Origin of the sequence: Rhizobium pantanalense (assembly GCF_030182525.1) — a bacterium.
Taxonomy (GTDB): domain Bacteria; phylum Pseudomonadota; class Alphaproteobacteria; order Rhizobiales; family Rhizobiaceae; genus Rhizobium.
The window spans coordinates 133,411-155,607 of record NZ_JAQJCH010000008.1 but is presented as its reverse complement, the minus strand read 5'-3'; the positions used below and the strand labels follow the sequence as shown (position 1 = coordinate 155,607).

Below are 22,197 nucleotides of genomic sequence, written 5' to 3'. Positions count from 1 at the left end.
CACTTCCGCCATGCAGCGAGACCGGCGGAAACCTGCCTTTTCATGAAATGCATATCGCAATATCGGCACGCATTTCGCCGCCTCGGTGCATGCGAAGTGCGCAGGCCGAGCTCATCCGTCCCGCCGCGACATCGTATGAAACGTTCCTCCAAACGTTTTCGATACCCAATGTCTAACCGCAAATCGCACGCGCCATTCCCCCTGGAAAATTTGAAAGTCTCGAACGTTACAGCTGCTTTTCATGCGAATGGGCCTGGCGGATAGTGGAGACAGGAGCGCTACGTTCGGGAGAAGAATATGCAGTCTCATTCGCCAGGAGCCGGACGGCTCACGACCCATGTATTGGATACGGCGCTTGGCAAGCCCGCCCGGGGCCTGCGCATCGAACTCTACCGGATCGAGGGCGATGCTTTGCACCTCCTGAAGTCTACCGAGACCAACGACGACGGTCGCTGCGATGCGCCGCTGCTGTCAGGCGAAACCATGCAGGCCGGCACCTACGAGCTGCGCTTTCATGCCGGCGACTATCTCGGTCGCACATCGGATGGCCCGATGTTTCTCGACATCATCCCGATCCGTTTCGGTCTTGCCGACGTAGGCGCCCATTACCACGTGCCGCTCCTCCTCTCGCCCTACAGCTACTCCACCTATCGCGGGAGCTGAGCAATGATATCGACGACAATCCGCTCCGAACTGCGTTTCATCCTCAATGGTCGGGACATCGCTCTCACCGACGTGGCGCCGGATCAGACGCTACTTGACTGGCTGCGTCTCTCCCGCTCGCTGAAGGGCACCAAGGAAGGTTGCGCCGAGGGCGACTGCGGCGCCTGCACCGTGCTTGTGGGGCGGCTGACGTCGGCGGGCGGCCTCGTCTATGAGAGCGTCAACGCCTGCATCCGCTTCCTTGGCTCTCTCGACGGCTGCCATGTCGTCACCGTCGAGCATCTCGCTCAGAGCGACGAGCCCCTGCATCCGGTGCAGCAAGCCATGATTGACTTTCACGGTTCGCAATGCGGCTTCTGCACACCAGGTTTCGTCTTGTCGCTCTACGGACTTTGGATGCAGACGCCGAACCCAACGGATCAACAGATCGAAACGGCGCTCCAGGGCAATCTCTGTCGCTGCACCGGCTACGAGCCGATCTTGCGCGCAGCCCGCGCAATCTCCAACTATGGCAGTACGCAGAACGATCCCCTGCTTGTCGAGCGCGACACCATAATCGCGCGGCTGAAGGCTCTTGCCGATGGTGCTCGTATCGAAATCGGCGAGGGTCGCCATCGCCTGATCGTGCCGGCCGACCTCGACGATTTCGCTGATGTTCTCGAAGCCTCACCGACTGCGACCATAGTCGCCGGCTCAACCGATGTCGGTCTTTGGGTCACCAAGCATATGCGCGACATCACGCCGGTCGTGTTCATTGCCGGGCTGCAGGAGTTGAAGTCCATCGCGATGAAGGACGGCGTCATCACTATCGGCGCCGGCGTCACCTATTCGGAGGCCATCTCGACGCTGTCGCAGCATATCCCGGCGCTCGGGCCTTTGATTACCCGCATCGGCGGCCAGCAGGTGCGCAACATGGGAACGATCGGTGGCAACATCGCCAACGGCTCGCCGATCGGCGATACGCCGCCGGCCCTGATCGCGCTCAACGCGTCGCTGACCTTGCGCAAGGGCTCCGTCCGGCGCACCATCGCGCTTGAAGATTTCTTCATCGCCTATGGCAAGCAGGACCGCCAGCCCGGCGAGTTCGTCGAGGCAGTGCATATTCCAGTTCCAGCGGCAGACGAGAAATTCGCGGTCTACAAGGTGACAAAGCGTCGGGATGAGGACATTACCGCAACGCTCGGCGCCTTCCAGTTGGCACTTGCCGCAGACGGCACGGTTGCCGAAATCCGGATCGCCTATGGCGGCATGGCCGCGACGCCGAAACGAGCCTTCGCAGTTGAAAAAGCACTGCTCGGACAGCCTTGGAACGAGGCAGCGGTGGAAGCGGCGATGGAAAAATACGCTGAGGACTATGCGCCGCTGACCGATATGCGCGCCACGGCAGAGTATCGGGCGCTCGCCGCGAAGAATCTTCTCTTGCGTTTCTATCTGGAAACGACCTCCAGCGTGGCACCGGCTCAGGTGTCCAGATATGAGGCTGCATAAGCCATGAACAAACACGCTTCCGATATCAAGGCCGACACCATCGTCGGCGGGGTTCATACCAGCCCTCGTCATGACTCCGCTCATAAGCACGTCTCCGGTACGGCCGTTTATATCGACGACATAACGGAACCAACCGGTACGCTTCACGCCGGTCTCGGCCTGTCCACCGTCGCGCACGGCATCCTGAAATCCGTCGATCTCTCAGCCGTGCAGGCCGCCCCCGGCGTCGTCGCCGTGCTCACCCATGAGGATGTGCCCGGCGTCAACGATATCTCCCCATCCTACATGAACGATGATCCGGTGCTTGCGGCAGGTAAGGTCGAGTTTCACGGCCAGCCGATCTTTTGCGTGATCGCCGAAACGCGCGAGCAGGCTCGCTGCGCCGCAAGGCTGGCAAAGATCGAGTACGAGGAATTGCCTGCTGATATCGACATCTGGGATCTCGATGTCTCGATCCATAGGCAGGTCGTCACGCCGCTGACACTGAAGCGCGGCGACGCGGCGGCCGCACTTGCAAATGCGCCGCGGCGCGTGACGGGCCGCATGCGGCTCGGCGGCCAGGATCATTTCTATCTCGAAGGCCAGGTCTCGCTGGCCGTGCCTGGCGAAGATGACGAGGTCGTCGTCCATTGCTCGACCCAAGGCCCGAGCGAGACGCAGCATATGGTCGCCCATGCGCTGGGCGTCCCGAGCAATGCTGTCACCATCGAGGTTCGCCGCATGGGCGGCGGCTTCGGCGGCAAGGAAACACAGGCAAACCAATGTGCCGCAATTGCAGCCATTGCCGCCAAAAAGCTGAAGCGTGCCGTCAAGGTCCGGCTCGACCGCGACGAAGATATGGTGGCGACCGGCAAGCGGCATGATTTTGCCATCGATTACGATGTCGGCTTCGACGATGAAGGCCGCATCCTCGCCGTCGATTACACCTTCGCGCTTCGCGCCGGCTTCTCTGCCGACCTTTCAGGCCCGGTCGGTGATCGTGCGCTGTTTCATTGCGACAATGCCTATTTCTTTCCGCATGTTCAGGCGAAGTCGGCGCCGCTTTATACCAACACCGTCTCCAACACGGCCTTCCGCGGCTTCGGCGGTCCGCAGGGGATGGTCGGTGCCGAACGCGTTATCGACGAGGTGGCGTTCGCCGTCGGCAAGGATCCGCTCGAAATTCGCAAGCTGAATTTCTATGATGCAATGGGCGTCGATGGCGAACGCAACCTCACCCCCTATCACCAGAAGGTCGAAGACTGCATCATCCAGCGCATCGTTGCCGAACTGGAGGAAAGCGCGGACTATGCCGGGCGCCGCAAGGCCATTTCCGAGTTCAACGCCAAGAGCCGCATCGTCAAGCGCGGCATCGCTCTGACCCCGGTCAAGTTCGGCATTTCCTTCACCAAGACGGAATCGAACCAGGCCGGCGCGCTGGTGCACGTCTATAGCGATGGGTCCGTGCATATGAATCATGGCGGCACCGAAATGGGGCAAGGTCTGCATCTGAAGGTCGCGCAGGTCGTGGCGGAAGAATTCCAGATCGATCTCGACCGGGTGAAGATCACGGCGACGACGACGGCAAAGGTGCCCAACACCTCGCCGACCGCGGCCTCCTCGGGCGCCGATCTCAACGGCATGGCTGCGCAAAATGCAGCGCGCCAGATCAAGGAACGGCTGATCGCCTTTGCGGCGGAAAGCCATCAGGTGCCGCGTGATAAGGTTCTCTTCCTGCCCAACCGGGTGCGCATCGGCGACATCGAGATGCCGTTCGACGATCTCGTCAAGAAAGCCTATATGGCCCGCGTCCAGCTTTCGGCCGCCGGCTTTTACAAGACGCCGAAGATCCATTGGGATCGCAAGGCCGGCCGCGGCCATGCCTTCTACTACTATGCCTATGGTGCTGCCTGCTCGGAAGTATCGATCGATACGCTGACCGGCGAATATGTCGTCGAGCGCACGGATATCCTCCACGATACCGGCTGCTCGCTCAACAAGGCCATCGATATCGGCCAGGTCAAGGGTGGCTTCATTCAGGGCATGGGCTGGCTGACGACGGAAGAGCTTTGGTGGGATAACAAGGGGCGGCTGCGCACTCATGCGCCCTCGACCTACAAGATCCCGCTTGCATCCGACCGCCCGAAGATTTTCAATGTAGCGCTGACCGATTGGTCGGAGGCCTATGAGCCGACGATCCATCGGTCCAAGGCGGTCGGCGAGCCGCCGCTGCCGCTCGGCCTTTCCGTCTTGCATGCCCTTTCGGATGCCGTGGCGAGCGTCGCTGACCACAAGATCTGCCCGCGTCTCGACGCGCCGGCGACACCCGAGCGGGTGCTGATGGCAATCGAGCGTCTCAAGGCGGCGAAGAAGGAGTAAGATCATGCCTGCCGCCCGTGAAGATATCCGGGATTTTCTCCGCCGCGAACCGGCATCGATTCTTGTTGAGGTGACGGGGGTCGCAGGCTCCGCGCCGCGCGACGCGGATGCCTGGATGCTGGTATCGGAACGAGCAATCTTTGCGACGATCGGCGGCGGGACGCTGGAATATATGGCGATCGACCAGGCACGGCGGGCACTGCGCTCCGGCCTCGCGGCGGAGCCGATGAACGTACCGCTCGGTCCGGAGATCGGCCAGTGCTGCGGCGGCCGGGTGGGCCTCGCCTTCACCGCCGTCAGCCCCAGGCTTGCGAATGATCTCATAGCCCGGAGTGATCGCGAGATGGCCGCACGCCCACATGTCTATGTTTTCGGCGCCGGTCATGTCGGCGATGCCCTCGCCATGGCGCTTTCGCTGGCGCCGTTGCGCGTGGTGCTTGTCGATACGCGAGAAGAAGAGCTCATCGCCAGCACCGTGCCGGGCGTTGAAACCTGTCTCACGGCCATGCCTGAGGCTGTCGTGCGCGATGCGCCGGCCGGCAGCAGCTTCGTCATTCTCACCCATGATCACGCGCTCGACTTCCTGATTGCCGCCGAGGCGCTCAAACGTAACGATGCAGCCTATGTCGGTATGATCGGCTCCAAGACGAAGCGCGCCACCTTCCGCAACTGGCTGTCGCGCGAAACCGGGCATGCGAAGCTTTTCGATCGCCTCGTCTGCCCGATCGGCGGAACAGCAGTAAAGGACAAGCGTCCCACGGTCATCGCCACGCTTGCCGCCGCCGAGATTATGACGGCAGCGCTGAGCTGGACGGCTGCAGCACAGCTGGCCCCGACAAAACCTGTTATCGGATAACAGGCAACTGCTTTAAGGGATTGGCGAGAGGCACGCCAAGCGGTTCAAAATGTCGCACATTGGCCGTCAAAACGGTGAAACCATGAGCGGCAGCAGTCGCAGCGATGGCAATGTCCTCGAAGCCGGCGTCGTGAGCACGCGCCCGGTCAAGCATCAGACCAGCATGCCGCGCCTTCTCAACTCCGAAGGGCAGGATACGGCCGGCATAGAAATGTTCCACCGCAGCGAGCCAGCGGCGCAAGCGCTCCGCCTTTGTCGTCGCCCCAATCCTAACCATGCGGGCGATGCCTGCCTCGATCTCGGCGATGGTGATCGCCGAAAGATAAAGCCGGTCATTATTCGCGCGCAGCCAGGCCGCGAATGCCTCAACGCCGACTTGGCGCTTGGTCTGCGCATCGGCCGATACGATATTGGTATCCAGAAGATACAAGATCAGAAGCAGTTTCCACGCAATGAACGTGCGGGTTTTCGCGATCGCTCCGGAATATCGGCGGGCTCGCCGGGAAAGGCGAGAAGCAGATCGGCGAAATCAGGTACCCTGGAGACGCGTTGCCATTCCTCGAAGGAAACCAGCACCGCTTCCTTCCGGCCATGGCGGGTAATAACGGTCGGCTCGCCGGCCACCGCTTGATCGACCACGGCCGAAAGCGTCGCCTTCGCATCCTTGAGCTGGATTTCCTTCATAGCCGTTCTCCATATGACTACCAATAGTCATATATGATCTCGCTGGCTTGATTCAAGCGCAGATCAATCTGTGCCCTCGGATCACGAGGCCACAAGCACTGGCTCGTCCTCGAGCAGCTTGCCGATGAGCCGCTGACAGCGTTCAGCCATGAAATCGATCATCAGGCGAACCTTCGGATCCTGGAAGCGCTTGTGCGGATAGATGGCGGCAAGCTGGACCGGAGCCGGCGGACTCTCCTTGAGGATCTCCACCAATCGCCCTTCCCTGAGATAGGCCTTCACCTCGAACAGCGGCTTGTTGATGATGCCACGGGCTTCCAGCGCCCATTGGGTGAGCACATCGCCGTCGTCGCTGTCATAGGGGCCTGCAACCTCGAACTTGCGGACACCTTCCGCCGTCATCAGCGTCCAGTAATATTCCTTCGATCCGGGATAGCGCAGCAGAAGACAGTCATGCTTGTCGGCAATTAGGGCATCCGCGCTCGCCGGCACGCCACGACTTGCAAGATAGGCAGGCGAAGCGCACAGCACCCGCTCGCAATTGAGGATGCCGCGCATGCGCAGGTTTGAATCCTCGAGCACGCCGAGCTTGAAGGCGACGTCGACGCCTTCGGCCAGGATATCGACATTGTGGTCGGACAGGCGCAAGCGGACTTCGATATCCGGATATTTGTCGTGAAATTCCGGAATGCCCGAGGCGATCAGCCGCCGGCCGATGCCGAGCGGCGCTGTGATCCTCAGCGACCCCTTCGGATTGCGAGAGAGATCGGCAATCGCCGCTTCCGCCTCATTGACGGCCTCAATGATCTTCACGGCCTTTTCATAGAAAACGCGACCATGTTCGGTCGGCGAGAGCTTACGTGTCGTGCGGTTGAAGAGGCGCACGCCAAGATGGCGCTCGAGCTCCTTGATGCGGTTGCTCGCGACCGCGGGCGTGACGCGCTGGTCGCGCCCTGCCGCCGAAAGAGTACCGAGTTCGACCACGCGAACGAAGACGCGGACATTATCAAGATAGGACATGGCTCTTTCTACCACATTGGCGCGCGGAACAAACCAGGGTTCATCTTATAGATTTTTTTGAAAGTGTTGGTGGATTCACCGGGATTTTCGAGAAAATCACCCGATGGCAAACAGTCCCGTGAAGATCAGGCCCATGAAGGCCGGGAGGAGTTCCCATGTATGAATATGCCATCGCCTGGGACTGGCTGACATTCGCCGTCCGCTGGCTGCACGTCATCACCGCCATCGCCTGGATCGGTTCGTCGTTCTATTTCGTAGCACTCGACCTCGGCCTCAAAAAGCATGCGGCGCTGCCGCCTGGAGCCTACGGAGAGGAGTGGCAGGTCCACGGCGGCGGCTTCTATCATATCCAGAAGTATCTGGTGGCGCCGGCCAACATGCCGGACCACCTCGTCTGGTTCAAATGGGAAAGCTACGTCACCTGGCTGTCGGGCTTCGGCATGCTTTGTCTCGTCTATTACGCCGGCGCCGATCTCTACATGATCGACCCTGCCGTGCTCGACGTCTCCAAGCCGGTGGCGATCGCCATTTCGCTCTGCTCGATCGCCGGCGGCTGGCTCCTATACGACCTGATTTGCAAATCGCCCTTCGGCAACGACAATACGCGGCTGATGGTGGCGCTCTATTTCATCCTGGTCGCGGTGGCCTGGGGCTATACGCATCTCTTTACCGGGCGCGCGGCCTTCCTGCATCTCGGCGCCTTCACCGCGACGATCATGTCGGCCAACGTCTTCTTCATCATCATCCCGAACCAGAAGATCGTCGTCGCCGACCTGCTTGCCGGGCGTACGCCAGATGCGAAATACGGCAGGATCGCCAAACAACGCTCCACGCACAACAACTACCTGACGCTGCCGGTGCTGTTCCTCATGTTGTCGAACCACTACCCGCTGGCTTTCGGCACGCAATTCAACTGGATCATCGCCTCGCTCGTCTTCCTGATGGGCGTCACGATCCGCCACTGGTTCAACACCCGCCATGCCAATGCCGGCAACCCGACCTGGACCTGGCTCGCCACCGTCGTGCTGTTCATCATCATCATGTGGCTTTCCACAGTGCCGAAGATCCTGACGGGCGAGCCGGTCACGAAGATCTCGGCAATCCAGCAGCCCTTCGTCACGGCTGAGGCTTTCCCCAAGGTTCGCGACACGATCATGGGGCGCTGCTCGATGTGCCATGCGAAGGAGCCGAGCTGGCAGGGCATCATCGCCCCTCCCAAGGGCGTCGTCTTCGAAACCGATCGCGATATCGCCGCCCATGCGCGTGAGATCTACCTGCAGGCCGGCCGCAGCCACGCCATGCCGCCGGCCAACGCCTCGCACATTACCGACGAGGAGCGCCGCCTGCTCGTCTCCTGGTACGAAAGTGCCATCAATGGGGAGAAGACCCAATGAGTGAGATCCTGATCCGTGGCCGAGTGCTGACCTTCCTTGCCGAGCCGCAAGGCATCGATGATGCCGCGTCCTATCACTATATCGAAGACGGCGCTGTCTTCGTTCGCGATGGCAAGATCGTGGAAATCGGTACCTATGGCGACATTCGCAAGCTGGCAGATGCCGGCGTCAGGATCGCGGATCACCGTCCGAACCTCATCCTGCCGGGCTTTATCGACACGCACCTGCATTTCCCGCAGACGCAAGCGATCGCGTCTTATGGCGCCCAGCTGCTTGAGTGGCTGAATACATACATTTTTGTCGAGGAACAGAAGTTTGCTCGCGCCGCCCACGCGGCCGAAGTCGCCGACCGTTTCATGGACGAACTTCTGTCCAATGGCACGACGACGGCCGTCGCCTATTGTTCGGTGCACCCGGAAAGCGTCGATGCCTATTTCGCGGCAGCCGAAGCGCGCGGCATGTGCATGATCGGCGGCAAGGTGATGATGGACCGCAACGCGCCGGATGCACTGCGCGATACACCTCAGCGTGGCCATGACGACACCAAGCGGCTGATCGACAAATGGCACCGCCGCGGACGCGCGCATTATGCCATCAGCCCACGCTTTGCGATCACCTCGACGCCCGAGCAGATGGAGATGAGCAAGGCGCTCGTCGCCGAACACCCGGATTGCTATGTCCAGACGCATCTCTCGGAAAATCGCGATGAGATCGTCTTTGCCACCTCTCTCTATCCGGAGGCCAAGGACTATACGGATATCTATGCCCGCTATGATCTGCTCAACGACCGCATGCTGCTCGGCCATTGCATCCATATGAGCGAACGGGAAGTCGCGATGCTCGCCGAAACTGGCGCGGTCGGCGTCTTCTGCCCCACCTCCAACCTCTTCCTCGGCTCCGGGCTCTTCAACGCCGCGGAGTTTGACAGGCTTGGCGCACGCTGGTCGGTTGCAACCGATGTCGGCGCCGGGACCAGCTTCTCCATGCTGGAAACGATGGATGAAGCCTACAAGGTGCTGCATCTGCAGGGGCAGCGACTGACGCCGTTCAACTCCTTCTATCGCATGACACGCGGCAACGCGCTGGCGCTCGGTCTCGAAAAGCAGATCGGCTCGCTGCAGGCGGGCGCGGATGCCGATATCGTCGTGCTTGATTCCAGCGCCAAGTCGGCGATGGAATTTCGCATGCGCACCGCCACGTCGCTGGCCGAGGAACTCTTTATCCTGCAGACCATGGGCGATGATCGTTGCATTGCCGAAGTCTATGTCGCCGGCAAGGCGATGAAGACCAAGGGCAAGAAAGCAGACATGATCGTACGCGAGCAATTGCAGCTCGCCTAACCAATAAATGTGGCGAACCGGTAGCGCCGTCGTCTCTGGATAGGAGACGGCGACGAAGACGTTCAGGCTCGCTTCGAGCGTCCGCCCATCGCCTTCGTCAATTCTTCCGCCGCGGCCCGCACAGCAGGACCAAGCGCAGCAACCCTTTCATCCGGCAGCCGCACAGCCGGGCCTGAAATCGAAATGCCGGCAATAGCCTCGCCATATTCGTCGAAGATCGGTGCGGCGACGCATCGCATGCCGAGTGTGTGTTCTTCATCGTCGATCGACCAGCCGCGCGAGCGGATCTCGGCCATATCCGTAAGCAGCACGGGCAGCGTATCGCGGGTCTTATCGGTGAAATGCTGCAACGACCGCCTTTTGAGCAAAGCCTCTATCTGGCTGTCCGACCAGGTGGAAAGGATCGCCTTGCCGATACCCGACGCATGGATCGGCCCACGACGGCCAGGGCGGAAAAAGGCGCGCATCGGCGCATGGCTTTCCGCTTGGGAGATGAAGACGACGTCACCGTCCTCCTCGATGGCGATATTGGCGGTCTCGCCGGATGCCTCCATCAACTGCTTGAGGAAAGGCCGGCTGATCGTGCCAAGCTTGCGGAAGCGCAAGTAGGCCGTTCCGATCTCGAAGGCTTTCACCCCGATCGTCCAGGCACCCGTCTCAGCATCATGCGCCACCATGCCATGCTGGGCGAGAGAGGTCAGAAGCCGATGAACAGTGGAAGGCGCCATGGCCGATCTGTCGGCGAGATCGGTCAAAACCGCGCCGTCGGCTTCCGCCACCAGCTCCAAGAGTTTCAGACTGCGATCGAGCACCTGGACGGATGAAGCCGCCGCATTCCCTGCCGGTTTCCGGCCCGGCCTGCCCTTCGTCTTTTCCCGATTTTCCGCCATGACGCTCACTTTAGACCAAACGCATGCCGCACAATTCGGCGCGGCCCGCTTGGGCTTCATGACATATCCGCTTCGCTGCGATTGTTCCAGATTCGTTGAAAATGTTTATTTCCATATGATGGGATTGATTTCCATTTTTAGATTGCGCCTGTTCACCCATGCGGTACCTTCGATCCAGAAACGGAGGAAATCTCATGGCGAAGATGCGCGCAGTCGATGCCGCAGTGCTGATTCTGGAAAAGGAAGGCGTCAATTGCGCCTTCGGCGTTCCCGGCGCTGCGATCAACCCCTTCTATTCCGCAATGAAAGCACGTGGTTCGATCCGCCATGTACTTGCCCGCCATGTCGAGGGCGCAAGCCATATGGCCGAGGGCTACACCCGCGCTCGCGCCGGCAATATCGGTGTCTGCATCGGAACGTCGGGGCCTGCCGGCACCGACATGATCACCGGCCTTTATTCGGCCTCTGCCGATTCGATCCCGATCCTCTGCATCACCGGCCAGGCGCCGCGCGCCCGCCTCGACAAGGAGGATTTCCAGGCCGTCGATATCGCCAAGATCGCAGCCCCCGTCACCAAATGGGCCGTGACCGTCATGGAGCCGGCGCTCGTTCCTTACGTCTTCCAAAAGGCATTCCACACGATGCGCTCGGGTCGCCCCGGCCCGGTCCTCATCGATCTGCCTGTGGACGTCCAGCTCGCCGAAATCGAGTTCGACATCGGCACCTATGCGCCGCTCGCCCCCTATAAGCCCTCGGCGACGCGGGCACAGGCCGAAAAGGCGCTTGCCATGCTGAATGCGGCCGAGCGGCCGTTGATCGTCGCAGGCGGCGGCATCATCAATGCCGATGCTTCCGACCTGCTGGTGGAATTTGCCGAGATCACCGGCGTTCCGGTCATCCCGACGCTGATGGGCTGGGGCGCGATCCCGGACGATCACCCGCTGATGGCCGGCATGTGCGGACTGCAGACCTCGCATCGCTATGGCAATGCGACGCTGCTTGCCTCCGATTTCATCTTTGGCATTGGCAATCGCTGGGCCAATCGCCACACCGGCAATGTCTCGACCTACACGGAAGGGCGAACCTTCGTTCATGTCGATATCGAGCCGACCCAGATCGGCCGTGTCTTTGCTCCTGATTTCGGCATCGTCTCCGATGCCGGTGCTGCGCTGAAGCTCTTCCTCGACGTTGCGACGGAATGGAAGACCGAAGGCAAGCTGCGCGACTGGTCGGCCTGGGCGGAGGAATGCCGCGATCGCAAGCGCACCATGCTGCGCAAGACGCATTTCGACCAAACGCCGCTGAAGCCGCAGCGCGTTTACGAAGAGATGAACAAGGCTTTCGATCGCGACACCTGCTATGTCTCGACCATCGGGCTTAGCCAGATCGCCGGCGCGCAATTCCTGCACGTCTACAAGCCGCGCAATTGGATCAATTGCGGGCAAGCAGGCCCGCTCGGCTGGACTTTGCCGGCAGCGCTCGGCGTGCGTGCCGCCGATCCGGACCGCCCGATCGTCGCGCTGTCAGGCGACTACGACTTCCAGTTCCTCATCGAGGAGCTCGCCGTCGGGGCGCAACACAAGCTTCCATATCTGCATGTGGTCGTGAACAATTCCTGTCTCGGCCTCATCCGCCAGGCCCAGCGCGGCTTCAACATGGATTTCGAAGTCAGCCTCGCCTTCGAGAACATAAACGCATCCGATGACGCGGAGCCGGGCTATGGCGTCGACCATGTCGCCGTTGCCGAAGGGCTTGGCTGCAAGGCGATCCGCGTGCGCAGCCCGAACGAGTTTCAGGAAGCGTTCACGACTGCAAAGCAGCTGATGGCGGAGCATCAGGTTCCCGTCGTCATCGAGTTCATCTTGGAGCGTGTCACCAACATCGCCATGGGCGCCGACATCAATTCGGTCGTCGAGTTCGAGGAACTTGCCGAACGCGGCGAGGATGCCCCGACCGCGATCCTCGCTCTGTTGGACTGAAGGAGAAATAACATGCCGAAGTTTGCGGCCAATCTCACCATGCTTTTCACCGAAGCGCCGTTTCTGGATCGCTTCGCGCTGGCCGCCAAGGCGGGCTTCGAGGGCGTCGAATATCTGTTTCCCTATGATTTTGCGAAGGAAGCGCTGCGCACCGAACTCGATCGTCATGGCCTGATCCAGGTGCTGCACAATCTGCCCGCCGGCAACTGGGCCGGCGGCGAGCGGGGGATCGCAATCCTGCCCGATCGTATCGACGAATTCCGCCGCGGCGTTGCCTCGGCGATCGACTATGCTACGGCGCTCGGCTGCCGCCAGATCAATTGCCTTTCCGGCATCGCGCCGGCCGGCGTGCCCGATGAGGTGCTGCGGACCACTTTCGTCGTCAACCTCAAATATGCGGCGGAAGAGCTCAGCAAGCACGGGATCCGCCTGCTGATCGAGCCGATCAACAGGTTCGACATTCCGGGTTTTTATCTGAACACGCCGGGCCAGGCGGCCGCGATCATCGCCGAGGTCGGCAGCGACAACCTGTTCATTCAGTACGACCTCTATCACCAGCAACGCACCGCGGGCGAACTGATCGGCACCTTCAAGAAGCATCAGGCACGGATTGCGCATGTGCAGCTTGCCGACAATCCCGGTCGCAACGAACCGGGCACCGGCGAGATCGCCTACCCCTTTGTCTTTGAAGCGCTCGACGCGCTTGGCTATGACGGCTGGATCGGCTGCGAATACAAGCCGCGCACCACGACCGCAGCGGGGCTCGGCTGGTTTGCCGCAGCCAGGCGCCACGCCGAAAGCGCAGCCATTCTCAATATCAGGAGCTAATAACCATGGCACATATCGGATTTATCGGCCTCGGCATCATGGGTACTCCCATGGCGCGTCATCTACAAAATGCCGGCCACATCGTCGTCACATCGAAGTTTGCCATTCCGCCGCGCCAGGAGCTGCTCGACAACGGCCTGCAATTCGTCGAAACGCCGAAGGCGCTCGCCGAAACCGTCGACACCATCATACTGATGCTGCCGGATACGCCTGAGGTCAAGGACGTGCTCTTCGGCGAGAACGGCGTTACCTACGGCTTGTCCAAGGACAAGCTCGTCATCGATATGAGCTCGATCTCGCCGATCGAGACCAAAGAATTCGCCAGAAAGATTCGCGAGACCGGCGCCGAATATATCGACGCGCCGGTTTCCGGTGGCGAAGTCGGCGCAAAGAACGCCTCGCTTTCCATCATGGCCGGCGGTTCTGAAGCCAGTTTCGAGCGGGCGCTGCCGCTCTTCCAGCTGATGGGCAAGAACATCACGCTCGTCGGTGATTGCGGCGATGGCCAGGTCACCAAGGTCGCCAACCAGATCATTGTCGCATTGACGATCGAGGCCGTGTCGGAGGCACTTGTCTTCGCCTCCAAGGCCGGTGCCGATCCGGCCCGCGTACGCTCGGCCCTGATGGGTGGTTTTGCCTCCTCGCGCATCCTCGAAGTGCATGGCGAGCGCATGATCAAGCGCACCTTCGAGCCCGGTTTCCGCATCTCGCTGCATCAGAAGGATTTGAACCTTGCGCTGCAGGGTGCCAAGGCGCTCGGCGTCTCGCTGCCGAACACCGCGGCAACGCAGGAACTCTTCAACCAATGCGCCGCCAATGGCGATAGCGGGCTCGATCATTCCGGTCTCGTCAAGGCGCTGGAGCGCATGGCGAACCATCCCGTCGCGTAACATGTGAGAGACTCGATGGCTGATATCCCCAATCCCCGCGCCTTTCTGGAAAAGCTGTTCTATGCGGCGGTCGCAGCGGCCGATCCGGATAAGGCGCTCGCCGCCCACCTGCCAGAAAAGCCGAAGGGTCGGACGGTGGTGGTCGGTGCCGGCAAGGGGGCAGCACAGATGGCGCGTGCCTTCGAGCGTCTCTGGGACGCTCCGCTGTCCGGCGTTGTCGTCACGCGCTACGGCTATGCCGTGCCGTGTGAGCGCATCGAGGTTCTCGAGGCCGCGCATCCGGTGCCGGACGAAGGTGGCCTGCGCGCATCAGATCGGTTGATGGCAGCGGTCAACGGTCTCACGGAAGACGATCTGGTCGTCGCCCTCATCTGCGGCGGCGGCTCGGCACTGTTGCCCGCGCCGGCAGGGGATCTCACGCTTGCCGACGAAATCGCCGTCAATCGGGCCTTGCTTGCCTCCGGCGCACCGATCGGCGCCATGAATGCCGTGCGCAAGCAGGTCTCGCGCATCAAGGGAGGCCGGCTGGCGGTCCTTGCCTATCCTGCAAAGGTCGTCTCCCTCGTCGTTTCCGATATCCCCGGCGACAACCCTGCACTGGTCGCCTCCGGCCCGACCATCGCCGACGAGACGACCCGCGCCAATGCACGGGCGATCATAGAACATTACGGTCTCGATCTGCCTGACGCGGTGATGCGTCACCTCAAGGACAGCACGGATGAGCCTCCCCTGCCCTCGGATCCTCGTTTTGCCCGCAACGAGGTGAGGCTCGTTGCTTCGGCGGCCATCGCGCTGGATGCCGCAGCCGACGTCGCCCGCAAGGCCGGCGTCGAGACCATCGTGCTGTCCGATGCCATCGAGGGCGAAGCATCGGAGGTCGGTCGCCAACATGCGGCGATCGTAGCCAAGATCCTGCAGCGGGGCTTGGCGTCGCAAGACCCCATGCTTCTTCTATCTGGCGGGGAAACCACGGTAACGATCAAGGGCAAGGGCAAAGGCGGCCGCAACAGCGAGTTCCTCCTGTCCTTCGCCTGCGCCATTTCCGGCCAGGAGGGCATTTCAGCGCTCGCCGCCGACACGGACGGCATCGACGGTTCCGAGGACAATGCCGGTGCTTTTGCCGATGGCGCCACAATTTCGCGGCTCGCCGAGCTCAAAAAAAATGCCGCCGAATTCCTTGATCATAACGACAGCTGGTCGGCCTTCGCAGCTCTCGATGACCTCTTCGTCAGCGGCCCGACCGGCACGAATGTCAACGACTTCCGCGCGATCCTGCTGCAATAGATCATCGCCGCCCGCCAATCGAGCGACTCGGAGTTGCTCAGCCGGTGGCGTGACGCATTCTGTATTGAGCGGCGCAGTTGGAAAGCGTATGAGTTCAACAAAAAGCTGAACTATTTTTCTTGCTGGCAACGCCAACCGTTGCGGGCAAGCCGGGGATCGTATCTATCATGAATTTGTTGCACTTGCTCACTATCGAGGAGTAGCAAGGAGAAAGTGCTGTCGCGCCAGTCACTTTTTGGTCCGGTCACCGCACGTCTTCGGGATGATTGATGGGGAGATGAAATCGCAACGCCCTTAAAGCCGCCGAAGCTGCCGAGAAAATCCATATCGGCATCCGTCGACTTCATAGCAAAAGTGCAGGTCAGTGGCACGTAACCCGGATCTTACCGAGCTGAAAATAGATCAGCGAGTTCCGACAAATGCTACGCTAAATCTTGAGCTGTTAAGTTTGTTTCCATTGCCCTGTGGAACTTAACCGATCTTTAACAGCCAGTTGTGCAGGCTGGAGATAGAACGGGCAAGGCCCATACCCCGAAAGCATCGGACCCTCAATGCGTCTTCTCGCCTCAGTCATTTTTGCAGTCCTTGCTGCGTTCGTCGCGCCCGCCCTGGCGCAGGACGTGCCGTCGGTGACGGTTACCGGTTCCTCGGGCTCGGTGACGTTCGATCGCAATCAGCTTGAGGCGATGGGCCTCGTGTCGATCAAGACTTCGACGCCCTGGAACGAAGGTGTCGTCAACTTCGAAGGCGTCCCAATGGCGCTGTTGCTTGAAAAGGCCAAGGCCCAAGGTGCGACAGCCACCGTCATTGCCCTCAATGATTATAGCGTCGATATTCCGACCAGCGATTTCACCAAGTTCGGCACGATCCTTGCCGTCAAGCGCAATGGCGCATATATGCCTATCGACGATCAAGGCCCGTTCTTTGTTATGTATCCATTCGACAGCAACCCCATCCTGCAGGGACAGCCCTATCACGGTCGTGCCGTCTGGCAGGTCAAGGCAATCTCCGTGAAATAGCCCCGGGGCCGCATGCGCTACCTCCGCACAGCGCTGATCATTGTGATCCTGGGTTTCATCACCTCGGCGATCTATATTTCCGCCTTGGTCTTCCAGCGCCAGACCGCACTGCAAGATGTCGGCTTGGGCAATATCACCTGGACGATAGCCCAAGCTCCGAGTGAGTTCACCCGGCTCGAACAGCGCGTCAGTGCCATCGGCATGAACGATGGGCAGGTCGATGCCCACGAGGTCAGGCTGCGCTTCGATATCGTCGTCAATCGTCTCAAGACCCTTCGGTCCAACGGGGTCGAGAAGTTCGTACAATCCAACCCGCATATCGGCGAGACCCTCGACGACCTCGAAGAGGCGCTCAACCAGACCCGGCCACTGCTTAGCCAGCTTTCAGTGCCCGGCACACCGGCGCGGATCCTGGCGATCCTGGAGCCGATCTATCCGAAGCTGGCGCGGCTCTCCAGCGACAGCAACATGTGGTATTCGGCGCGCATTGCCGAAGATCGGCGCGGTCTCCTCGGGCTGCAATTGGCCCTGACATGGGTCACCGTCGGCATGCTCATCGGCGGTTGCCTGCTGATTCTGCTACTGCTCATCCACAATGGCCTTCTGGGCCGTGCGCAGAAGATTCTGCAGGCCAAGGAGCAGACCCTGGCGATCCAGAATGCCCGGTTCGATGCGGCAATGGAGGCCATGTCGCTCGGTCTTTGCCTGCTCGACGACCAATATCGCGTCATTGTTCACAATCCCCGTTTCCTGGCCCTGTTCGGTCTGGACGAAGTCCGGGCAAGGATCGGCACCCCCTTGGCTGATCTCATCGCGCCCGAATTGCTGCCTCCTGGATTGTCAACCAGCGGCCCGGGCGGCATCGCTGGCGATAAGGCTCGTGTCCGGAACGACATCGCCGTGCTCAGCGACCATATCCATCATCTCGCAAATGGGATGGTGCTGGCCGTATCGCACGAGCCGACGGGTGAAGGCGGCTGGGTTTGCACTTTCGAAGATGTCAGCGAGCGTCATCGCGCGCAGGATCGCGTAGTGCACATGGCCCATCACGACGCGCTGACCGATATGCCCAATCGATTGCTGTTCTGGGAGAGCGTCGGTCACGCACTGCGCGGATTGGCAGCCGGCGGCCAATTATTCACCATACTTTATCTCGATCTCGACCGCTTCAAGGAAGTCAACGACACGCTAGGCCACCCCGTCGGCGACGTGTTGCTGCGCAAGGTCGCCAGGCGGCTGCGTAACACCGCATCACAACATGACATCGTGGCGCGCTTGGGCGGTGATGAATTTGCCGTGCTGCACCGGTGTCTGGATTCCACACTCGACAGTGCCCGCGATCTGTCGGAGCGCCTCATTGCCAGCATCAGCCGGCCTTACCGTATCGATGGCAACGAGATCGTTGTCAGCACCTGCATCGGCATCGCGGTTGCACCGCGCGCTGGCGGTGATACCGGCCAACTGATGAAGAACGCCGACCTGGCGCTATACCAGGCCAAGGCCGATGGCAAGGGAATCTACCGCATCTTCTCCCCGCAGATGGAAGAGGATCTCCAGAACAGGCGCAATCTGGAGGTGGACATGCGTCACGGCATCAAGCTCGGACAATTCGAGGTTCATTATCAACCGCAGATTTCGCACAAGACCCGCAAGATCGTTGCCAGCGAGGCACTGGTGCGCTGGCGCCATCCAGAGCGCGGGCTGATCCCGCCAGCCGATTTCATCCCGCTGGCGGAGGAAACCGGTTTCATCGACACGCTCGGAAAATGGGTGCTGCAACAGGCATGCGAGGACGCTCTGAACTGGCCCGAGGACGTGCGCGTTTCGGTCAACCTCTCTCCGGTTCAGTTCCGTCAGACGGATCTGGTCGATATGGTCAAGACCGTCCTGGAATTTACCGAATTCGATGCGCGGCGGCTGGAACTGGAAATCACCGAGTCGGTACTCTTGCGGGACAATGCCGCGAACATCGAGGTACTGAGCCGGCTACGTTCGCTCGGCTTGACCATTGCGCTTGACGATTTCGGCACCGGCTATTCTTCCCTGAACTATCTGCAGCGCTTCCCCTTCGATAAATTGAAAATCGATCGCAGTTTCGTGCGCGACCTGGAAAACCGGCCCGACAGCTTTGCCATCGTCCAGTCCATCGCTACGCTCGGTCGCAATCTCAAGATGCTCACCACGGCGGAGGGCGTCGAGACGCAGACCCAGCTCGACATGGTCATCAAGGCCGGTTGTTCGGAGAGTCAGGGCTATTACTTCAGCCCGCCCGTCCCGGAAGTCGAATTCCGCGCCATGATCGACCGCAAGAACAGCGATGCCAGCGAAGCCTCAAACGGTCGAAGCCCCAAACCTGGCAGAGACAGAGGTTCCGAGAAGGCTGCAGACGCTGATTCTGCGGACGGGCAGTACTAGCCCATCCCCGACTGCATGGCATTGACCTGATGGATGAATGACAAGCTCTCGCGGAAAGCGACCTGCCGTTCAAAGCTGATGTCAATAATGAGGGGTGCGTCCGACGACAAAGGATGGGGGCAGTCGTCGGACGCTGCACTGTCCAGCCCGAGGGTGGCATTCAGGCCGGCAATTAGAATATTAGCATCTACCGTAGATTTAGGTGAGCTACCCAATTGGATTGGAAGGCGGGTAGCAGCAGTTCCTTTGTGTTGATCGTGCGGCATCGATCGATCGCAGGTTTGGCAAGGCCAGCGGCGCCTTCACTACCTTCGAATGGATTGTTATTTTCGAAATTGCGCTGATAAGCGCGTGACATCATTTTGCCCTTGCCTTTGCCGCCCCACGCGCAATCTTGACGCTTCATGTCGGTTCGTAACTTGCGAGAACAATGTGAGTTTCTCTTTTCGCGGTAGTGTGCTGCTAGCAGGATTGTCGGCTCTCCTCATCGCGGGAGAGGCTATGGCGGTCGATGATGCGCGCCAACAAGAGTTCATGCGATTTATCGGCCCAGCCTATCCTCTTCTTCTTGCGAAGGCGGGTCTGTGGAAGACAAATCCGGCCGAGATGCAGGAACTGGCGGGCAAGGCAGCCAGGGCGCTATCGGCTGTGGCTCCAGTTGATTGCGACGCTGCCGGCTTCCAGCGCGATTTCTGCGGCATGTCCATGCGAACGATGCCTGCATCTTCCATGGCGCCGAGCATCCAGGAAAAAGAAGTCTTGATGATGAAGCCCTATAAAGACACCGCACCCAAGCGCGGCGACATCATCGTCTTTTCCAGCAGGTACTACGCCTCTCCGGACAGGGCAGTCTTGTACGTCAAGCGGCTGATCGGCCTTCCTGGTGAAAAAGTGGAATTGCACCATGGTACGGTTTTCGTCGACGGCAAGGCCTTTTCGGTGGCGCCGACGGATCGCACGATGACGGATCTCTTCGGCAATACAGCTAGAATTCTTGAGGAGACGACGCCGGAAGGACGACGCTACAGGACCTCAATGACGGATCAAGCGGTCGCTGGCCAGGACGAAACAGGTCCATTCGAAGTACCCGCGGGTCATTATTTCGTGCTGGGCGACAACAGGCACAATTCTGTCGACAGTCGCTTTCCAGATCAGTTCGGCGAAAACGGATTTGTTTCTGCCAAGGATGTCTTCGGGAAGGCCGCGATCATCTTGGTTTCTCCCGACCCCGATCGAATTGGCACGTTGCTCGAGTGAAAATCGCTCTTCGCAGCTTTTGCCATCCGAGGCCTCATCCATGCAATTGCTGAATTCCGCCTTTATTTGCGAGAATATTATTCCAAAATCGTTTCGGAAATTAGCAAATCACTATAGGCTCGATTTCGACTCGGCTGCGCTTACGCTTTGAGCGGCTCGCTGCGCCGCCGAGCAAGATAATCCTGCGAAGAAAAGCCGACATGCCCAATAGACCCTCTCCGCTCGTCGCGTTCCAGTCGAAGACCTTCCGCTCTCTCTGGTCAGCAACGCTCATCTCCAATCTTGGCGGGTTGGTCGAAGGCGTCGGCGCCGCGTGGCTGATGACCAGCCTTGCGACATCACATGGCATGGTGGCGCTCGTTCAGTCCTCCACCACCCTACCCGTCATGATCTTCTCGCTTGCGGCCGGAGCGCTGGCTGACAATTACGACCGCAGGCGGATCATGCTGATTGCACAGACGCTGATGCTCTCAGTCTCGGCGACGCTGGCGATCTTGTCCTACAGCAATGCGCTGACCCCATGGCTTTTGCTCTGCTTCACCTTCCTGATTGGCTGCGGCGGCGCGCTTCACAATCCATCATGGCAGGCGTCGATGGGCGATGTCGTGCCACGCGAGCACCTGCCGGGTGCGGTCGCGCTGAACAGCATGAGCTACAATCTCATGCGCAGCATCGGGCCTGCCATCGGCGGCGTCATCGTCGCGGCCGCCGGTGCGGCCTTTGCGTTCCTCTTCAATGTCTTCTGTTACTTCGCGCTCATCATCACCCTATGGCGCTGGAAGACCGCGCCCGTCCGCAATACGCTGCCGCGCGAGCCGTTCGGCAGCGCCATGTCGGCAGGCTTTCGCTATGTGCTGATGTCGCCGAACCTTCTCAAGGTCATGTGCCGCAGTTTCGTCTTCGGCTTGACGGCGATCGTCATCCTGGCACTCCTGCCCCTCGTCGCGCGCGATCATGTCCACGGCACGGCGATCACCTACGGCATCATGCTCGGCTTCTTCGGCTTCGGCGCCATCTGCGGCGCGATGCTGATCGGCCGCATCCGCGATATCCTGAGCAATGAATGGGTGATCCGCGGTGCCTTCTTCACATTGGCGGTGAGCTGCTTGTTGCTTGCGCTAAGCAACCAGGTATGGCTGAGCTGTCTTATTCTCATGCCGGCCGGCGTCGCCTGGGTGCAGGCCTTCTCGCTCTTCAATGTCACGGTTCAGCTTTCCACGCCGCGCTGGGTCGTCGGCCGCGCTCTGTCGCTCTATCAGACCGCCACCTTTGGCGGCATGGCGGTCGGAAGCTGGCTCTGGGGTGCACTGGCCGACGCCCACGGTATCACGGGCGCGCTTTTCATCGCAAGCGTCGGCTTGGCAATAGGCGGCCTGCTTGGCCTGTTGCTGCGCCAGCCGGATTTCGAATCGCTTAATCTCGATCCGACCAACACCTTCAGCGAACCACAATTGCAGCTCGACCTGCGTTCCAGAAGCGGCCCCATCCTGGTCATGGTGGACTACGACATCGATCAGGAGGATGTGGCGGAATTTCTGGCCGTCATGGCTCAGCGTCGCCGGATGAGAATCCGCGACGGGGCAAAGCAATGGTCGCTGTTACGCGATCTGGAAAAGCCGAACACCTGGACGGAAAGCTACCATCTGCCGACCTGGATCGATTATGTTCGCCACAGCCAGCGCCAGACGCATGCCGATGTCGAGGTCGCCGAACGCCTGGACAAATTGCATCGCGGCGACCGCCCGCCCGTCATCCACCACATGATCGAACGGCAGACGGTGCCCAGGCACGACGACATGCCATTGAAGCCCTATCTCGACGCGACATGATGG

The 22,197-nt window shown here is 60.4% G+C and carries 19 protein-coding genes; 14 read left to right on the top strand and 5 right to left on the bottom strand.

Annotated features, from left to right (window positions below; genetic code table 11):
• Positions 1-297: 297 nt before the first annotated feature.
• From uraH to xdhC, 4 genes are read left to right on the top strand one after another with little or no spacing between them, the layout of a single operon-like run.
• On the top strand, positions 298-663 hold the full coding sequence (gene uraH / locus PH558_RS21065) for a hydroxyisourate hydrolase (protein ID WP_113406957.1): 366 nt from the start codon (positions 298-300) through the stop codon (positions 661-663).
• 3 nt (positions 664-666) lie between these two features.
• Positions 667-2,151, top strand: a complete 1,485-nt coding sequence (gene xdhA / locus PH558_RS21060) for a xanthine dehydrogenase small subunit (RefSeq protein WP_285206288.1) — start codon at positions 667-669, stop codon at positions 2,149-2,151.
• Positions 2,152-2,154: 3 nt separating this feature from the next.
• Positions 2,155-4,509, top strand: coding sequence for a xanthine dehydrogenase molybdopterin binding subunit (gene xdhB, locus PH558_RS21055; protein WP_285206287.1), 2,355 nt, complete (start codon positions 2,155-2,157; stop codon positions 4,507-4,509).
• A 4-nt stretch (positions 4,510-4,513) separates the two neighbouring features.
• Positions 4,514-5,365 carry a xanthine dehydrogenase accessory protein XdhC gene (xdhC, locus tag PH558_RS21050; protein WP_285206286.1) on the top strand — a complete coding sequence of 284 codons (852 nt, stop codon included), beginning with the start codon at positions 4,514-4,516 and terminating at the stop codon, positions 5,363-5,365.
• Here xdhC and PH558_RS21045 read toward each other — a convergent pair.
• From PH558_RS21045 to PH558_RS21035, 3 genes are all read right to left on the bottom strand, one after another.
• Positions 5,355-5,795 carry a PIN domain-containing protein gene (locus PH558_RS21045; protein WP_285206285.1) on the bottom strand — a complete coding sequence of 147 codons (441 nt, stop codon included), beginning with the start codon at positions 5,793-5,795 and terminating at the stop codon, positions 5,355-5,357. The genes xdhC and PH558_RS21045 overlap by 11 nt on opposite strands.
• A gap of 2 nt (positions 5,796-5,797) precedes the next feature.
• Entirely contained in the window at positions 5,798-6,049 is a 252-nt protein-coding gene (locus PH558_RS21040; RefSeq protein WP_285206284.1) for a type II toxin-antitoxin system Phd/YefM family antitoxin, read from the bottom strand.
• A gap of 81 nt (positions 6,050-6,130) precedes the next feature.
• The gene (locus tag PH558_RS21035) at positions 6,131-7,069 is read right to left on the bottom strand and encodes a LysR family transcriptional regulator (protein ID WP_285206283.1); all 939 of its coding nucleotides are present in this window, start codon (positions 7,067-7,069) and stop codon (positions 6,131-6,133) included.
• 155 nt (positions 7,070-7,224) lie between these two features.
• Here PH558_RS21035 and PH558_RS21030 point away from each other — a divergent pair, with 155 nt between their 5' ends.
• Both PH558_RS21030 and guaD read left to right on the top strand, forming a co-directional pair.
• On the top strand, positions 7,225-8,463 hold the full coding sequence (locus tag PH558_RS21030) for a urate hydroxylase PuuD (protein WP_285206282.1): 1,239 nt from the start codon (positions 7,225-7,227) through the stop codon (positions 8,461-8,463).
• Positions 8,460-9,803: a guanine deaminase gene (gene guaD, locus PH558_RS21025; RefSeq protein WP_285206281.1), complete on the top strand. Its 1,344-nt coding sequence runs from the start codon at positions 8,460-8,462 to the stop codon at positions 9,801-9,803. Before PH558_RS21030 ends, guaD begins: the two co-directional genes overlap by 4 nt.
• Before the next feature lie 62 nt (positions 9,804-9,865).
• Here guaD and bhcR read toward each other — a convergent pair whose 3' ends face one another.
• Positions 9,866-10,693, bottom strand: coding sequence for an HTH-type transcriptional regulator BhcR (gene bhcR / locus PH558_RS21020; protein WP_285206280.1), 828 nt, complete (start codon positions 10,691-10,693; stop codon positions 9,866-9,868).
• A 194-nt stretch (positions 10,694-10,887) separates the two neighbouring features.
• Here bhcR and gcl point away from each other — a divergent pair, with 194 nt between their 5' ends.
• From gcl to PH558_RS21000, 4 genes are read left to right on the top strand one after another with little or no spacing between them, the layout of a single operon-like run.
• A complete protein-coding gene (gene gcl, locus PH558_RS21015) occupies positions 10,888-12,672 on the top strand; it encodes a glyoxylate carboligase (protein WP_285206279.1) in 1,785 nt (594 codons plus the stop codon).
• Between the two features lie 12 nt (positions 12,673-12,684).
• Positions 12,685-13,500, top strand: a complete 816-nt coding sequence (gene hyi, locus PH558_RS21010) for a hydroxypyruvate isomerase (protein WP_285206278.1) — start codon at positions 12,685-12,687, stop codon at positions 13,498-13,500.
• A 5-nt stretch (positions 13,501-13,505) separates the two neighbouring features.
• Positions 13,506-14,390: a 2-hydroxy-3-oxopropionate reductase gene (glxR, locus tag PH558_RS21005; protein WP_285206277.1), complete on the top strand. Its 885-nt coding sequence runs from the start codon at positions 13,506-13,508 to the stop codon at positions 14,388-14,390.
• 15 nt (positions 14,391-14,405) lie between these two features.
• Positions 14,406-15,674: a glycerate kinase type-2 family protein gene (locus PH558_RS21000; protein WP_285206276.1), complete on the top strand. Its 1,269-nt coding sequence runs from the start codon at positions 14,406-14,408 to the stop codon at positions 15,672-15,674.
• A gap of 110 nt (positions 15,675-15,784) precedes the next feature.
• Here PH558_RS21000 and PH558_RS20995 read toward each other — a convergent pair whose 3' ends face one another.
• Entirely contained in the window at positions 15,785-16,000 is a 216-nt protein-coding gene (locus PH558_RS20995; RefSeq protein WP_146214439.1) for a hypothetical protein, read from the bottom strand.
• Between the two features lie 225 nt (positions 16,001-16,225).
• Here PH558_RS20995 and PH558_RS20990 point away from each other — a divergent pair, with 225 nt between their 5' ends.
• The 4 genes from PH558_RS20990 (at position 16,226) to PH558_RS20975 (ending at position 22,194) form a co-directional block, all read left to right on the top strand.
• Positions 16,226-16,693, top strand: a complete 468-nt coding sequence (locus tag PH558_RS20990) for a putative pterin-binding protein (RefSeq protein ID WP_095438730.1) — start codon at positions 16,226-16,228, stop codon at positions 16,691-16,693.
• Positions 16,694-16,705: 12 nt separating this feature from the next.
• Positions 16,706-19,108 carry a putative bifunctional diguanylate cyclase/phosphodiesterase gene (locus tag PH558_RS20985; RefSeq protein ID WP_113406970.1) on the top strand — a complete coding sequence of 801 codons (2,403 nt, stop codon included), beginning with the start codon at positions 16,706-16,708 and terminating at the stop codon, positions 19,106-19,108.
• A gap of 315 nt (positions 19,109-19,423) precedes the next feature.
• A complete protein-coding gene (gene lepB / locus PH558_RS20980) occupies positions 19,424-20,365 on the top strand; it encodes a signal peptidase I (RefSeq protein WP_285206275.1) in 942 nt (313 codons plus the stop codon).
• A gap of 200 nt (positions 20,366-20,565) precedes the next feature.
• Positions 20,566-22,194, top strand: coding sequence for an MFS transporter (locus PH558_RS20975; RefSeq protein WP_285206274.1), 1,629 nt, complete (start codon positions 20,566-20,568; stop codon positions 22,192-22,194).
• The last annotated feature ends 3 nt before the right edge of the window (positions 22,195-22,197 follow it).